A 15054-nucleotide genomic window follows, 5' to 3' on the forward strand; every position below is an offset into this window, starting at 1 on the left:
GAGATGTTGTCTATATGAGAGCAGATTCAATTGTACAAGACTACCCATACTTGCTAACTAGAGAACAAGCTTCACGCTTTCTAGGTCTTGATCCAAAATCATTCGATAAATACATCAGGCAACACGACACACTTAGCCGATTCATGATTGGCAGACAAGAACGCTACACAATCAAATCACTGATTAACTTCATCGAAAACCAGTCTATATAATTCACCTTTGGTTGATAATATGCTAGTTTCAGAATACAATACAATTGTATTCAACTAGCATCTATCAACTATTCGCACGAAAGGAATTGATAGCATGGCTAGTATCATAAAAAGAGGGAAATCTTACAGGGCGCAAATTTCCCTATATAAACACGGTAAGCACAGTAAAATATCTAAGACGTTTCCGACTAAGAAAGAAGCTCAACTCTGGAGTTTAGAAATGGAATTGGCAAAAGGCGGAGGTAAGGAGCTTGCGCACAGAAATACTACCTTTGCTGACTTCTTCGAGAATTGGATTTATGTAGTGAAGATCAAAGACGTAAAAGAAACAACATTCCAGAACTACACACGGGTACTTGGAGTAATCAGAAATCTTTTTAAAGACATTCAGTTGAAAGATCTGAATGACATTGTGGTACAAAGCAAAATTGACGAATACGCGGAAACTCACTCCCGAAAAACTACGCATGAAGTTCTTTTGAAAATTAGAACAGCACTACGTGATGCTTATGCACGTGGCTATATTACGAACGACTTTGCCGGCTTGTTAAAAACACGCGGAGTGAATCCACCAAAACGAAATAAAGCTCTATCCATCACTGACTTTAAGAAGCTCCGTAAATACGTTCTAGAGCATCCAGAAGACGAGTTTAACTTGCTTGTACTCGTAGCCCTTGAAACTGGTATGCGTCGCGGAGAACTGCTGGGGATTCGCCCAGAGAACCTATACGAACACGGTATACAAGTGAGACAATCAATCAGTCCGACGTCTGTCGATACCTCACTTAAATCACCAAATGCAAAACGTGATGTTTCGATAAATAAAGACGTGTATGAGCTGATTCAGCAAATACCTGTAAAAGAAAACGGATATATATTTGGATTTGGTGGCTTTAAACAGTCTGAACAATTAGCAGAGCTTTTAGAAATGCTAAGCATTGAGAGAACTACTTTTCATGGTTTAAGGGATACTCACGCATCATTTTTATTTGCACAGAACATTGATCTTGTATATGTCTCCAAACGATTAGGACACGTCAATATCCAAACCACACAGAATTATTATCTGGAATTAATGCCAGAAAAAAAGCACCAGCAAGATGCTGATGCTTTAACTCTGTTAAGTTCTTTATGAGGTTCAAGCTGATTTGCGCCAACTTGAACCAAAAAACCTTTGTAAACGTTGATGCAATAAGGAATTGATTAACGTTTTGAGAACTGAGGTGCACGACGAGCGCCACGAAGACCGTATTTTTTACGTTCTTTCATACGTGGGTCACGCGTTAGAAGTCCTGCAGATTTAAGTGCTGGACGGAAATCAGGGTCTACAGTAAGCAATGCACGTGCAACGCCGTGACGGATTGCGCCTGCTTGACCTGTGTAGCCACCACCGTGAACGTTCACATGGATATCGTAGCTTCCAAGTGTTTCAGTTACATTTAATGGTTGTTTGATGATTTCACGAAGTGTTTCGAATGGTACGTAGTCTTCTACGTCACGATTGTTAACGACGATTTTGCCTTCGCCGGGAACTAGACGTACACGAGCTACTGAACTTTTACGACGGCCAGTGCCGATATATTGTACTTGTGCCAAGTGTGTTTCCTCCTCTTAATTATCCGCGAAGCTCATATGCTTCTGGTTTTTGTGCTGCATGCTGATGTTCTGCTCCAGCGTATACGTGTAGTTTCTTAATTGTTTGACGACCTAGAGGACCTTTTGGAAGCATTCCTTTGATCGCAAGTTCAAGCATTTTAACAGGATAGTTTGTACGCATTTCAAGAGCTGTACGCTGCTTGATGCTGCCTGTATATCCTGAGTGACGGTAGTAAATTTTATCTTTCAATTTGTTACCTGTTAATTCGATTTTCTCTGCATTGATGATGATGACATGGTCACCTGTATCAACATGTGGTGTGAACGTTGGTTTATGTTTACCACGTAAAAGTGATGCAACTTCTGAAGCAAGACGTCCAAGCGTTTGTCCTTCAGCGTCGACAACAAGCCATTTACGTTCTACTTCGTGACCTTTAGCCATGAATGTTGTACGCATAGTGTAATCCTCCTAAAAATATCAATCTGTTCCGTTGTTTTCTCTATCCCTAAACACAAATAAACTTTCCGGGGCTTATTGTGGGGTTATTGAAATACCATTTATCATGTTAACCTGAAATCCAATTAAAGTCAAGCATTTTTATGAAAACGCCAGGATTAGTTGCCATGAGCTCAATAGGTCACTTCCATAAGGTACAAACCGTGTGCCGGCGCTGTTTTACCGGCCATTTTCCGATCTTTTGCGTCACGTATTTTCCTGACGTCTTCAGGCTCGTCCCAACCAATGCCCACCGCCAGCAAAACACCCGCAATTGTACGCACCATATTGTAAAGAAACCCATCACCTTCCACTTCAAGTACAAGATGATCCCCTTGCCGCTCGAGCGACAATTTCCGAATGGTTCGGACTTTGTTTGTTGTAGCTGTCTTCGCTGAACAGAAGCTCGTGAAATCGTGAGTCCCGATTAAATGCTGAGCTCCTTCTTGCATCCGTTCTACATTGGGATTCCATCTGCCTAAATGGACTGCGAAATTCCGTTCAAATGGACTTTGCACTTCACTGTAAGACCATCTGTATACATAGGTCTTACCTGTCGCCCCATAACGCGCATGGAAATCATCAGCAACTTCTTCTACATGAACTACCCGCACATCCTTCGGCAACAATACATTCAAAGCCATCTTCCAGCGGTCTGCTAAGTCCAGCGGTGTATCAAAATGAATGACTTGCCCGAGCGCATGGACACCTGAATCGGTCCGTCCGCTTGCTACCGAGTAAACTGAATCGTCCTTATGCAATTTGACCAACGCTTTGTCAATTTCGGATTGCACTGTTCGCATATTCGGCTGAGATTGATAGCCTGCAAAATTTGTGCCGTCATATGCAATCGTTGCTTTCATCCGTTTCATTCTATTCACTTCCTTACCCAAGCCAACACGGCCACTAATAGTACAAACGCAATCAGGACACCGGTATCCCTCGTTTGCCAGGACAGCTGACGGAATCTTGTCCGCCCTTCGCCTCCACGATAACCGCGCACTTCCATAGCGACCGCCAAATCCTCTGCACGTTTGAACGCACTGACAAACAATGGTACCAGCAGCGGGATGACTGCCTGCACCCGTTCTTTAATCGAGCCGGTACTCAAATCAGAGCCTCTTGCCAATTGGGCTTTTAAGATTTTATCTGTCTCATCCATTAATGTCGGAATGAAACGCAAGGAAATTGACATCATCAAAGCTAATTCATGCACAGGTAACTTCAGCTTTTTGAAGGGATTCAGCAGCGTTTCCAATCCATCGGTAATCGATATTGGAGAAGTAGTCAGTGTCAGTATCGTAGTGATTAAAACTAACACCAAAAATCGGATAGAAATAAAAATCCCCATTCGCAAACCTTCTTCATAAATTTTGATGAATTTCCATTCAAATAGGATGGCGCCTTCGCGTGTAAAGAACAAATGCAGTAAAAGCGTGAAAGCAATCAAAAAGATGACCGGTTTTAAGCCATTGACCAAAAAGTACGGACGAATCCGTGCCAAAGCTATAACGAATACTGTAAAGCCTAGCAATACTGCATATGATGCAACATTATTTGCAAGAAATACAGCAATGATGAATAGAAAGACAAAAAGCAGTTTCGAACGCGGGTCCATTCGATGGACGATCGAATTGCCTGGAATATAACGGCCAATGATCATTTTTTCTAACATGGCCGCTCTCCCTTCCTTTCGATAGCAACAGACAGCTCCTGTGCCAGCATCTCTTCCGTCAAAGCTATACGCCCAAAGCGCTGACCAATCATATTTTCCACTTTTCTCTGGAAATGAACGGAACGAGGAATACCCAACCTATATGAATGTAGCTGTTCCTCCTGCTCGAATATCTCTTCGGGTGGTCCTTCCATGACCGATGTACCCTCATGCATGACAAGAATCCGATCACTATAGCGTGCCGCGTCTTCCATACTATGCGTCACTAATATCGTCGTCAGATTCTCCGTTTCATGCAACCGATGAAACAGTTCCATGATTTCTTTACGACCCCTTGGATCTAAGCCTGCTGTCGGTTCATCTAACACGAGTATCGATGGCTTGAATGCCAATACCCCGGCAATTGCAACACGCCGCATTTGGCCGCCTGACAGCTCAAACGGCGACTTCTGCAGGACATCCTCAGGCAGTCCCAACAATCTCACCAATTCATGCGCCCGATCACGAGCAATTTCTTTAGGAACACCGAAATTGAGTGGCCCGAACATAATATCTTTTTCAACTGTTTCTTCAAACAACTGATGCTCAGGAAACTGGAATACAATACCGACTCGATGACGAATATCCTTTAGTTGCTTTCCCTTTGTTTGAGACGTAATCAGCGTATCTCCAATTTTCACGACGCCTTCCGATGGTTTTAGAAGGCCATTCAAATGAAGTAGAAGTGTCGATTTTCCCGAACCTGTATGCCCAATGATCGAAGTATAGGATCCCGAAGGAATAGTAGCTGTAACATTTTGCAATGCGCGCTTCTCAAACGGGGAATCCTTCGCATATAAATAACCTACTTGCTGAAATGAAATGTCCACAATTCATTCACCAACTCTTCTTCTGTCATATGGTTACCCTGCAGCTCGACACCCGCAGCTCTTAATAGTTCCGAAATGCGCAGAGCAAACGGTAAGTCGAGTCCAATCGACTCCAACTCGGTCTCTTGCTTAAATATTTCTTGCGGCGTCCCCGTCATGAGTACTTTCCCTTCATTCATCACCAGAACCCGATCTGCCAGCAAAACTTCTTCTAAATCGTGCGTGATCGATACAACCGTCAACCCGATTTCCGCACGTAGTTTCTTTACAATCTCAATAACTTCTTCTCTACCTTGAGGATCTAGCATGGAAGTCGCCTCATCCAAAATCAGCAGCTCCGGACGCAATGCCAAGGCACCTGCAATGGCCACACGCTGCTTTTGCCCGCCAGATAGATGATGTGGCTCATGATTGACATAATCCGTCATCTTCACTTGCTCGAGCGCTTCGTACACTCGTTTCACCATCATCTCGTGAGGTACGCCGTTGTTTTCCAGAGCAAACGCCACATCATCCTGCACTGTCGAACCAACGAATTGATTATCAGGATTTTGAAAAACGATCCCCATCCTTGAACGCATCTCCCACAAATTCTCCTCAGACAGCGACTCCAAAAAGAGGTTTACTTCACCTGACGAAGGAAACATTAAACCGATCAGCAGTTTAGCCAGCGTAGATTTACCTGAACCATTATGACCTACAATTGCCAGCCACTGTCCTTCATACAAAGTGAAGGACACATCATCCAACGCCTTATTTTGGATAAGCGAAGAACCTTCCTCTTCCGTGTCATATGAAAACGTAACATGATGCATCGATGCAATTTCCTTCATTCGGATTCCTCCTTTTGCTATGTGTATGCCATTCTTATGTATAAAAAAAAAGCGCGTACCTCATCTAAGGAATGCGCCTTTTCATAACGTAAATGCCGGGTGCTCATGCCGACATCTCAGATGAGGTACGTAGAGCTAGACCAGTCGATTGCTCGCTGATCATAACACTCAGCTTTTAAGTCGTATAAATCTAATATGTGTTCCAATCTGTGACATCAGCCAAAAGCTTAATCCAGATTAAGATAAAAGGGTGTGGCTGTGCGTGACAGACACACCCTCAAAGTGTATGGAATTACACCAATTCAATAATAACTACTGGTGCACCATCGCCGCGGCGAGGGCCCATTTTCATTATACGTGTATAACCGCCTTGGCGATCTGCATAACGAGGTGCCACTGTATCAAAGAGTTTTTGAAGTGCAAACACTGTTGCTTCTTCGCCCTCTTCATTTTCAACAGTCACCGTTTCACGACGAATATATTCAGCAGCTTGACGACGTGCATGTAGATCTCCACGTTTACCAAGAGTAATCATCTTTTCTACTACTGAACGCAATTCTTTCGCACGCGCTTCAGTTGTTTGGATGCGCTCATGGACGATTAAATCTGTCGTAAGGTCGCGTAGCATTGCTTTACGTTGTGAACTTGTGCGTCCAAGTTTTCTGTATCCCATTTGAAGTTTCCCTCCTTCAAGTATATGTCAGTTATTCTTCAGAGCGTAACTCAAGGTTTAGCTCATCCAATTTAGCCTTCACTTCTTCAAGTGATTTGCGGCCTAGGTTTCGCACTTTCATCATTTCGTCTTCGGACTTGTTCGCAAGTTCCAAAACGGTATTGATGCCTGCACGCTTCAAGCAGTTATAAGATCGGACAGAAAGGTCAAGTTCTTCAATCGTCATCTCAAGAACCTTCTCTTTTTGGTCTTCTTCTTTCTCTACCATGATTTCTGCAGTTTGTGCTTCGTCAGTCATACCAACGAATATATTTAAGTGTTCCGTTAAAATTTTAGCTCCAAGTGAAACAGCTTCTTTAGGGCCGATGCTGCCATCTGTCCACACATCGAGTGTCAACTTATCAAAGTTGGTACTTTGACCGACGCGAGTGTTCTCTACTTGAAAATTAACACGTGATACTGGAGTGTAAATTGAGTCGATCGGAATTACACCAATCGCTAGATCCTCACGTTTGTTTTGATCGGAAGGAACATATCCACGTCCACGTACAGCATACATACGCATACGTAAATGTCCATTTTTACCGAGAGTAGCAATCGGGAGATCTGGATTCAATACTTCGACATCACTATCATGTGTGATATCCGCAGCCGTCACGACGCCTTCACCTTTCACATCGATCTCAATAACTTTCTCATCATCTGAGTAAATCTTGAGAGCGAGCTTCTTCACGTTCAAAATAACTGTCGATACGTCTTCAACGACACCTTCAATTGTTGAGAATTCATGAAGCACTCCATCGATTTGAATAGATGTCACAGCCGCTCCTGGTAATGAAGACAAGAGTATGCGACGCAAGGAATTCCCTAGGGTGTTTCCGTATCCACGCTCCAGCGGTTCGATAATAAACTTACCAAACTGTGAATCTTCACCGATCGTAACTGTTTCAATCTTTGGTTTCTCAATCTCGATCATTTATTTACCCTCCTCAAAACGTCTTCTGTATTGGTTTAACCATATTGAATTCACTGATAATAGGTATCCTATTTCAACAGTATTAACAAAAATTGTCTTTCTTAATCCAATAGATTCAAACCGATTATACGCGACGACGTTTTGGCGGGCGGCAACCATTGTGCGGAACCGGAGTTACGTCTCTGATCGCAGTAACTTCAAGACCTGCAGCTTGTAGTGAACGGATAGCCGCTTCACGACCAGCACCTGGTCCTTTAACTGTTACTTCCAATGATTTTAAACCATGTTCCATTGCTGTTTTCGCTGCAGTTTCAGCAGCCATTTGTGCAGCAAATGGAGTGGATTTACGAGAACCTCTGAAGCCAAGTGCACCAGCACTAGACCATGAAAGTGCATTACCGTGGCTATCTGTAATAGTAACGATAGTATTATTGAACGTCGAACGGATATGTGCAATACCAGTTTCAATATTCTTTTTCACACGACGTTTACGAGTTTGTTGTTTACGTGCCATGTTGGAAAGAGCCCTCCTTTACCTATTATTTTTTCTTGTTTGCGATTGTACGTTTTGGACCTTTACGAGTACGTGCATTGTTTTTCGTGTTTTGTCCACGAACAGGCAATCCACGACGGTGACGGATTCCACGGTTACTACCGATTTCCATCAAACGCTTGATGTTAAGAGAAGTTTCACGACGTAGATCCCCTTCTACTTTCAAGCTGTCAATTTCCTCACGAATTTTGTCAAGCTCTGCATCCGTTAGATCACGAACTCGTGTCTCTTCAGATATGTTAGTTGCATTCAAAATATTTTTCGCAGTTGTTTTACCGATTCCAAAAATATATGTCAATGAAATGACAACGCGCTTATCGCGCGGAACGTCTACACCAGCAATACGTGCCATATAAGTTGTGCACCTCCTTGTGTTTTAACCTTGTCTTTGTTTGTGTTTTGGATTTTCACAGATTACCATTACTCGGCCGCGTCTACGAATAACTTTACATTTTTCGCAGATCGGTTTTACAGATGGTCTTACTTTCATCCTACCCAACCTCCTTCAATATTCCGGAGTGCAAAAGTTTTATTTAAAACGGTATGTGATACGACCACGTGTCAAATCATAAGGCGAAAGTTCCATTGTCACTTTGTCGCCAGGCAGAATACGAATAAAGTGCATACGAATTTTACCTGATACGTGTGCTAGCACCGTATGTCCGTTTTCCAACTCCACTTTAAACATCGCATTTGGCAACGTTTCAAGAACAGTTCCTTCTACCTCAATTACGTCGTCCTTCGCCATCAATCCTGTCTCCCTTCTATATCCAATAAAGGCTTTCACCATCGAGCGGCATCAGTCGCCTTCAAAAAGCTTCCTTCAACATATGTCCAGTTTGCATGAGTGATGTTCGAAAGACGTCTGCCACATTTCGCTGTTTCGCATTTCTGCGAGTGAGTTCCTTTATTGTTCTCACAGCGGTTACCAATTAAACATTATAACGCGGTTTACGCGATAATGCATGTAGGAACTACTGAAGAATCAATCGAAAAACTCTCATTGTCCTATACCGGGCACCCTATGCTTTTGCAGCTCGTTTTCAACCATTACTTTCCGAACAGTGATGCAGTTGTGCCCGAAAAGGATTGATTACTTCGTGTTTCCTTGCAATACTGTATCCAAATCCTTGAATACAAGATCAATGTCTTGTTGACCATTAATTTTTGTCAGCACACCTTTTTCGCCATAAAAGTCGAGTAAAGGAGCTGTCTGATTCATATTTACTTCCAAACGATTCATGACAGTCTCGGGATTGTCATCTGCGCGTTGGTAAAGCTCGCCACCGTCTTTATCACAAATACCTTCTACCTTTGGCGGGTTGAAGATCAAGTGATAGGACGTGCCGCACACTTTACAAATACGACGTCCAGATAATCTTGCAACTAATTCTTCTGTATCGACTTCAATGTCTAATACATACTCGATTTGCTTACCTAAGTCTTCAAGCAATGCATCTAATGCTTCTGCCTGAGCAACTGTTCTAGGAAATCCATCAAGAAGAAAACCTTTGTCACAATCCGATTTGCTCAACCGCTCACGTACGATACCAATAGTAACTTCATCAGGAACCAATGCTCCTTGATCCATGAACGATTTTGCTTTAACTCCAAGTTCCGTGCCATCTTTGATGGCAGCACGGAACATATCGCCTGTAGAAATATGAGGGATTCCGTACTTTTCGACAATTTTATCTGCTTGCGTACCTTTACCAGCACCCGGCAGACCCATTAATACGATATTCATACGTCCTTGCCCTCCATTTAGTTACACAATAGGTCAGGCTATTGCTTTTTATTTCATAAAGCCTCTGTAATGTCTCTTCACTAACTGAGATTCCAATTGCTTCATTGTTTCAAGGGCAACCCCTACTACGATGAGCAAGCTCGTTCCGCCGATTTGAGCGGATTGAGGCAGATTCGCCAAGTTGATGAAGAAAATAGGCATGACAGCAACAACGGCAAGGAAGATCGAGCCGACGAATGTCAGTCTATACAGAGTACTAGTTAAATACTTTTGAGTATTTGCACCCGGACGAATTCCTGGAATATACGCACCTTGTTTTTTCAGGTTTTCAGCCATATTCTCCGGATTCACTTGAATGAATGCATAGAAATAGGTGAACGCGACAATGAGTGTTACATATAAAATCATCCCGATCGGATTTGTATAATCGAAAATCCGAACGATTGTTTTAGTTACACTATTCTCACCGAAAAATGGAGCGATTTGTTGTGGTGTGATGAAAAATGCCACAGCAAAGATTACTGGAATAACACCCGCAGCATTTAATTTCAAAGGTAAATGTGTTTGTTGGCTTGCAACCGACTGATTACGTCCTGAAACGCGTTTCGCATATTGAATCGGAATCTTCCGCAAAGCTTCTTGGAAGTAAATAACTCCAACTACAATCGCTACGATTACGATCAGCAGTAATATCATCGTTGCAATCCGGATAAATAGTGCATCTCCAGCGTCTTGGATTTGAGTTACATACAACTGGTTTACAGCATTCGGAATACCGGCGACAATCCCTGCAAAAATAATGATGGAAATACCATTTCCGACACCTTTCGCAGTAATTTGTTCACCAAGCCATAGTAGGAAAGATGTTCCTGCAGTCAACACAATCGCAATTACGACATATGTGGACACACTATTATCCGCTATCAGCTGACCACCAAACGTTTGGTTAAAACCAAAGGACATGGCAATTGCTTGGATAAAAGCCAGAACAATTGTGAAGTATCTTGTGAACTGTGCAAGTTTACGTCTTCCAACGTCCCCTTGTTTTGACCACTCAGTAAACTTCGGCACAACATCCATTTGCAATAACTGCACAATGATGGAAGCCGTGATATACGGCATGATCCCCATTGCGAAGATTGAAAAGTTTGAAAGTGCTCCTCCACCGAAAGTGTTCAAAAAACCGATAAACTGGTTATTTGATTGTTGTAAAGCAGTTGCATCAACGTTTGGAACCGGAACAAATGTCCCTAGTCTAAACACGATGAGCACTAGGAGGGTAAAAATTATTTTAGACCGGATCTCTTTCACACGCATGAAGTTAGAGATTGTCTGAAACATTATACCACCTCAGTTTGCCCGCCCGCTTTTTCGATTGCTTCTTTTGCAGAAGCGGAGAATTTATTAGCTTTAACAGTAATCTTTTTCTCAAGTGTTCCGTTTCCAAGAATCTTGATACCAGATTTTGCGTTACTAACAACTCCAGTTTCAATTAGCAGTTCCGGCGTTACTTCCGTGCCTTCTTCGAAACGATTTAATGTGTCAAGGTTAACGATCGCATAATCTTTACGATTGATGTTCGTGAACCCACGCTTAGGAAGTCGTTGGAAAAGAGGAATTTGTCCACCTTCGAAACCAAGACGTACACCGCCGCCTGAACGTGCGTTTTGACCTTTGTGACCTTTACCGGAAGTTTTACCTGTTCCAGAACCAATCCCACGACCAATACGTTTACGGTTTCTACGAGATCCCTCAGCTGGTTTTAACTCGTGTAATTTCATCTTATCGGCACCTCCTTATTCTAAAATAACACTTAGATTTCCTTAACGGTTACCAAGTGACTGACCTTTGTGATCATACCACGGATTGCATCATTGTTTTGATGCTCAACTGTTTGATTTAACTTTCGAAGACCTAGCGCTTCAATTGTTTTACGTTGTGTCGGCTTAGAACCGATAACACTTTTCGTAAGGGTGACTTCAAGTTTGTTCGCCATTGTATTTCCCCCCTTAACCTAACAGTTCTTCCACGGATTTACCACGCAATTTTGCTACATCTTCTGCGCGTTTCAAATTCTGCAATCCTTCGATTGTCGCACGTACCATGTTGATTGGTGTGCTTGATCCAAGAGATTTTGAAAGAATATCCGTGATGCCTGCAAGTTCAAGTACCGCACGAACTGGTCCGCCCGCAATTACTCCAGTACCTGGAGCAGCTGGTTTGATAAGGATCTGTCCTGCACCAAAGCGTCCTAGCACTTCATGTGGAGTTGTACCTTTAACCATTGGCACTTCAATCAAGTTTTTCTTCGCATCTTCAATCGCTTTACGGATTGCGTCTGGAACTTCTTGTGCTTTACCAGTTCCAAAACCGACACGGCCGTTTTTATCACCGACAACGACAAGTGCAGTAAAGCGGAAACGACGTCCACCTTTCACCACTTTCGCAACTCGGTTGATCGTTACTACGCGTTCTTCAAACTCACTTTTGTTTTGATCATTACGACGCATGAAATATGTCCCTCCTTCTTAATTAAAATTCCAGTCCATTTTCGCGTGCTGCATCAGCAAGAGCTTTAACACGGCCATGGAAAAGATATCCGCCACGGTCGAAAACAACCGACTTGACGTCTTTTTCAACAGCTTTTTTCGCAATAAGCTCGCCGACTTTAGCTGCAGATGCAGCGTTCCCTGTAGATCCAGCCTCAACTTCTTTATCCATTGTAGAAGCACTAACGATTGTTACACCATTCATGTCGTCAATCAATTGTGCATAGATATGTTTGTTTGAACGGTAAACGTTTAGACGTGGACGCTCTGCAGTTCCGCTGATTTTCGTACGCACACGTGCGTGACGCTTTTTACGGACAGCGTTTTTATCTTGTTTCGTGATCATCGTGGTCACTCCTTCCAAATACCTCAGGCGGTATTATTTACCTGTTTTACCTTCTTTACGACGAACGATTTCGCCTTCATATCGAATACCTTTACCTTTATAAGGCTCTGGTGGACGTACTTGACGGATGTTAGAAGCAAGAGCACCTACGTGTTCTTTGTTGTAGCCGCGGACAATAATTTTCGTGTTCGCCGGCACTTCAACTTCTACACCTTCTTCTGGTGTGAATTCAACAGGATGTGAATAACCAACATTCAATACAAGTTTCTTACCTTGCATTTGTGCACGATATCCAACCCCGATCAATTCTAGCGTGCGTTCAAATCCAGTTGATACACCAACCACCATGTTGTTAAGCACAGAGCGTGTTGTACCGTGGATTGAACGATGATCTTTAGAATCAGAAGGACGAGTCAATGTAATGACATTACCTTCCTGGTTGATAGTGATTTCTTGATCTAATTGTCTTGAAAGTTCACCTTTCGGACCTTTAACAGTTGCGAAGTTATCAGCTGAAATTGTTACCGTAACGTTTTCAGGAACTTCGATCTGACGATTACCAATACGGGACATTCTATTGCACCTCCATTCATTTGTCGCAAATTACCAAACGTAAGCGACGACTTCTCCACCGATTTGTTTAGCGCGGGCCTCTTTGTCTGTTACTACACCGTTTGATGTAGAAACTAGTGCAACACCTAAGCCATTAAGCACTTTAGGTACTTCATTTGATTTTGCATACACACGAAGTCCTGGTTTAGAAATACGTTTCAAGCCGTTGATTACGCGCTCGTTATCTTGGCCGTATTTAAGGAAAATGCGGATGATGCCTTGTTTGTTATCTTCCACGTATTCCACATCACGAACGAAACCTTCTCGTTTTAAGATTTCAGCGATTTCTTTCTTTACGTTTGAAGCAGGTACCTCAAGCTTCTCGTGGCGAACCATGTTCGCGTTACGGATGCGTGTAAGCATATCTGCAATCGGATCACTCATTGTCATTGAATTAACCTCCTTCCCTAATTAGGGGATTACCAGCTGGCTTTTTTGACGCCAGGAATTTGTCCCTTATATGCAAGTTCGCGGAAACAAATACGGCAAAGTTTAAATTTGCGATATACTGAATGTGGGCGACCACAACGTTCGCAACGTGTATATTCTTGTACTTTGTACTTTGGCGTACGTTTCTGTTTAGCGATCATTGATTTCTTAGCCACGTTTTCGCCTCCCTATTATTTTACTTTTGGAACGGCATGCCACACTGTGTAAGCAGTTCACGTGCTTCTTCGTCAGTGTTTGCAGTCGTCACGATGACGATGTCCATTCCGCGTACTTTTGATACTTTATCGTAGTCAATTTCAGGGAAAATAAGTTGCTCTTTCACACCTAATGTGTAGTTTCCGCGACCATCGAACGCTTTTTTAGAAACGCCACGGAAGTCACGTACACGTGGTAGTGAGACAGACACTAATTTATCGAGAAACTCATACATGCGTTCACCGCGAAGCGTTACTTTTGCTCCGATCGGCATACCTTCACGTAGACGGAAACCAGCGATAGACTTCTTCGCTTTTGTTACGACTGGTTTTTGACCTGAGATAATTGTTAGATCTTCAACAGCTGCGTCAAGTGCTTTCGCGTTTTGAACAGCATCACCAACACCCATGTTGATAACGATTTTATCAACTTTAGGGACTTGCATTACAGATGTATATTCAAACTTGCTCATAAGAGCAGGAGTGATTTCTTTAGTAAATTTCTCTTTCAAACGACTCATCAGTCGGACCTCCTTTCATGCCTTACTTACTTATCCAGTGCTTCACCGGATTTTTTCGCAATACGTACTTTCTTACCGTCTTCCACTTTATAACCTACACGAGTCGGCTCGCCTGATTTAGGATCGATGACCATCACGTTTGAGACATGAATAGCAGCTTCTTGGCTTACAATTCCGCCTTGAGGGTTTTCTTGGTTCGGTTTCGTATGTTTCTTGACGATATTAATACCTTCAACAAGCACACGGTCTTTTTTCGGATAAGCAGTTAGGATCACACCTGTTTTACCTTTATCTTTACCAGAGATCACCATAACTTTGTCGCCTTTTTTAACGTGCATCTATCGCACCTCCTTGACTGGCTCTGTCATTAGAATTAAAGAACTTCTGGAGCGAGTGAAATGATTTTCATGAAGTTGCTGTCACGAAGTTCGCGAGCAACTGGTCCGAAAATACGTGTTCCACGTGGTCCCTTGTCATCACGGATGATAACGCAAGCATTTTCGTCAAACGTAATGTAAGAACCGTCTTTACGACGAACTCCACTTTTCGTACGAACGATGACCGCTTTTACAACGTCACCCTTCTTAACAACGCCACCTGGTGTTGCTTTCTTCACTGTACATACAACGATATCACCGATATTAGCTACTTTACGGCCTGTGCCACCTAGCACTTTGATCGTAAGTACTTCACGAGCACCAGAGTTGTCAGCAACTTTCATACGAGTTTCTTGTTGAATCATCGAGGCTACC

General features: G+C 42.8%; 26 protein-coding genes. 2 read left to right on the forward strand and 24 right to left on the reverse strand.

Features of this window, described 5'->3' with window-relative positions:
• The first annotated feature begins 14 nt into the window (after positions 1–14).
• Both B5D59_RS13760 and B5D59_RS13765 read left to right on the forward strand, forming a co-directional pair.
• The gene (locus B5D59_RS13760) at positions 15–212 is read left to right on the forward strand and encodes a MerR family transcriptional regulator (protein ID WP_078818354.1); all 198 of its coding nucleotides are present in this window, start codon (positions 15–17) and stop codon (positions 210–212) included.
• 94 nt (positions 213–306) lie between these two features.
• The gene (locus tag B5D59_RS13765) at positions 307–1347 is read left to right on the forward strand and encodes a tyrosine-type recombinase/integrase (protein ID WP_078818355.1); all 1041 of its coding nucleotides are present in this window, start codon (positions 307–309) and stop codon (positions 1345–1347) included.
• Positions 1348–1415: 68 nt separating this feature from the next.
• On the opposite strand, the gene rpsI is transcribed toward B5D59_RS13765, so the two are convergent.
• The 24 genes from rpsI to rplN form a co-directional block, all read right to left on the reverse strand.
• Entirely contained in the window at positions 1416–1808 is a 393-nt protein-coding gene (gene rpsI / locus B5D59_RS13770; protein ID WP_009499023.1) for a 30S ribosomal protein S9, read from the reverse strand.
• A 19-nt stretch (positions 1809–1827) separates the two neighbouring features.
• Entirely contained in the window at positions 1828–2265 is a 438-nt protein-coding gene (gene rplM / locus B5D59_RS13775; RefSeq protein WP_009499024.1) for a 50S ribosomal protein L13, read from the reverse strand.
• A gap of 173 nt (positions 2266–2438) precedes the next feature.
• Entirely contained in the window at positions 2439–3176 is a 738-nt protein-coding gene (gene truA, locus B5D59_RS13780; protein ID WP_078818356.1) for a tRNA pseudouridine(38-40) synthase TruA, read from the reverse strand.
• A gap of 5 nt (positions 3177–3181) precedes the next feature.
• Positions 3182–3979, reverse strand: a complete 798-nt coding sequence (locus tag B5D59_RS13785) for an energy-coupling factor transporter transmembrane component T family protein (RefSeq protein WP_078818357.1) — start codon at positions 3977–3979, stop codon at positions 3182–3184.
• Entirely contained in the window at positions 3973–4848 is an 876-nt protein-coding gene (locus tag B5D59_RS13790; RefSeq protein WP_078818358.1) for an energy-coupling factor ABC transporter ATP-binding protein, read from the reverse strand. The genes B5D59_RS13785 and B5D59_RS13790 overlap by 7 nt, the downstream gene beginning before the upstream one ends.
• Positions 4824–5681 (reverse strand): energy-coupling factor ABC transporter ATP-binding protein, encoded by an 858-nt coding sequence (locus B5D59_RS13795; RefSeq protein ID WP_078818359.1) that lies wholly within the window; start codon positions 5679–5681, stop codon positions 4824–4826. Before B5D59_RS13795 ends, B5D59_RS13790 begins: the two co-directional genes overlap by 25 nt.
• Before the next feature lie 292 nt (positions 5682–5973).
• On the reverse strand, positions 5974–6354 hold the full coding sequence (rplQ, locus tag B5D59_RS13800) for a 50S ribosomal protein L17 (RefSeq protein ID WP_009499029.1): 381 nt from the start codon (positions 6352–6354) through the stop codon (positions 5974–5976).
• Between the two features lie 31 nt (positions 6355–6385).
• Positions 6386–7330 (reverse strand): DNA-directed RNA polymerase subunit alpha, encoded by a 945-nt coding sequence (locus B5D59_RS13805; RefSeq protein ID WP_009499030.1) that lies wholly within the window; start codon positions 7328–7330, stop codon positions 6386–6388.
• 124 nt (positions 7331–7454) lie between these two features.
• Positions 7455–7844, reverse strand: a complete 390-nt coding sequence (rpsK, locus tag B5D59_RS13810) for a 30S ribosomal protein S11 (RefSeq protein ID WP_009499031.1) — start codon at positions 7842–7844, stop codon at positions 7455–7457.
• A gap of 25 nt (positions 7845–7869) precedes the next feature.
• A complete protein-coding gene (gene rpsM, locus B5D59_RS13815; protein WP_009499032.1) occupies positions 7870–8235 on the reverse strand; it encodes a 30S ribosomal protein S13 in 366 nt (121 codons plus the stop codon).
• A gap of 24 nt (positions 8236–8259) precedes the next feature.
• A complete protein-coding gene (rpmJ, locus tag B5D59_RS13820) occupies positions 8260–8373 on the reverse strand; it encodes a 50S ribosomal protein L36 (RefSeq protein WP_076758849.1) in 114 nt (37 codons plus the stop codon).
• 39 nt (positions 8374–8412) lie between these two features.
• Positions 8413–8631 (reverse strand): translation initiation factor IF-1, encoded by a 219-nt coding sequence (gene infA, locus B5D59_RS13825; protein ID WP_040759924.1) that lies wholly within the window; start codon positions 8629–8631, stop codon positions 8413–8415.
• A gap of 345 nt (positions 8632–8976) precedes the next feature.
• Positions 8977–9630 (reverse strand): adenylate kinase, encoded by a 654-nt coding sequence (locus tag B5D59_RS13830; RefSeq protein ID WP_009499036.1) that lies wholly within the window; start codon positions 9628–9630, stop codon positions 8977–8979.
• Between the two features lie 48 nt (positions 9631–9678).
• Positions 9679–10971: a preprotein translocase subunit SecY gene (gene secY, locus B5D59_RS13835; protein WP_009499037.1), complete on the reverse strand. Its 1293-nt coding sequence runs from the start codon at positions 10969–10971 to the stop codon at positions 9679–9681.
• Positions 10971–11411 (reverse strand): 50S ribosomal protein L15, encoded by a 441-nt coding sequence (gene rplO, locus B5D59_RS13840; RefSeq protein ID WP_009499038.1) that lies wholly within the window; start codon positions 11409–11411, stop codon positions 10971–10973. Before rplO ends, secY begins: the two co-directional genes overlap by 1 nt.
• 32 nt (positions 11412–11443) lie before the next feature.
• Entirely contained in the window at positions 11444–11626 is a 183-nt protein-coding gene (gene rpmD / locus B5D59_RS13845) for a 50S ribosomal protein L30 (RefSeq protein ID WP_009499039.1), read from the reverse strand.
• Between the two features lie 13 nt (positions 11627–11639).
• Entirely contained in the window at positions 11640–12140 is a 501-nt protein-coding gene (rpsE, locus tag B5D59_RS13850) for a 30S ribosomal protein S5 (RefSeq protein WP_009499040.1), read from the reverse strand.
• Positions 12141–12162: 22 nt separating this feature from the next.
• Complete coding sequence (rplR, locus tag B5D59_RS13855; RefSeq protein WP_078818360.1) at positions 12163–12525, reverse strand: 50S ribosomal protein L18; 363 nt, start codon at positions 12523–12525, stop codon at positions 12163–12165.
• A 33-nt stretch (positions 12526–12558) separates the two neighbouring features.
• A complete protein-coding gene (gene rplF / locus B5D59_RS13860) occupies positions 12559–13098 on the reverse strand; it encodes a 50S ribosomal protein L6 (protein ID WP_009499042.1) in 540 nt (179 codons plus the stop codon).
• A 30-nt stretch (positions 13099–13128) separates the two neighbouring features.
• Complete coding sequence (rpsH, locus tag B5D59_RS13865; protein WP_009499043.1) at positions 13129–13527, reverse strand: 30S ribosomal protein S8; 399 nt, start codon at positions 13525–13527, stop codon at positions 13129–13131.
• 29 nt (positions 13528–13556) lie between these two features.
• On the reverse strand, positions 13557–13742 hold the full coding sequence (rpsN, locus tag B5D59_RS13870) for a 30S ribosomal protein S14 (protein ID WP_009499044.1): 186 nt from the start codon (positions 13740–13742) through the stop codon (positions 13557–13559).
• A gap of 20 nt (positions 13743–13762) precedes the next feature.
• Positions 13763–14302, reverse strand: coding sequence for a 50S ribosomal protein L5 (gene rplE / locus B5D59_RS13875; protein ID WP_009499045.1), 540 nt, complete (start codon positions 14300–14302; stop codon positions 13763–13765).
• A 26-nt stretch (positions 14303–14328) separates the two neighbouring features.
• Positions 14329–14640: a 50S ribosomal protein L24 gene (rplX, locus tag B5D59_RS13880; RefSeq protein ID WP_009499046.1), complete on the reverse strand. Its 312-nt coding sequence runs from the start codon at positions 14638–14640 to the stop codon at positions 14329–14331.
• Between the two features lie 35 nt (positions 14641–14675).
• Entirely contained in the window at positions 14676–15044 is a 369-nt protein-coding gene (gene rplN, locus B5D59_RS13885; protein WP_009499047.1) for a 50S ribosomal protein L14, read from the reverse strand.
• Positions 15045–15054: the final 10 nt, after the last annotated feature.

This window comes from Sporosarcina newyorkensis, assembly GCF_900167515.1.
Classification (GTDB): Bacteria; Bacillota; Bacilli; order Bacillales_A; family Planococcaceae; genus Sporosarcina; species Sporosarcina newyorkensis.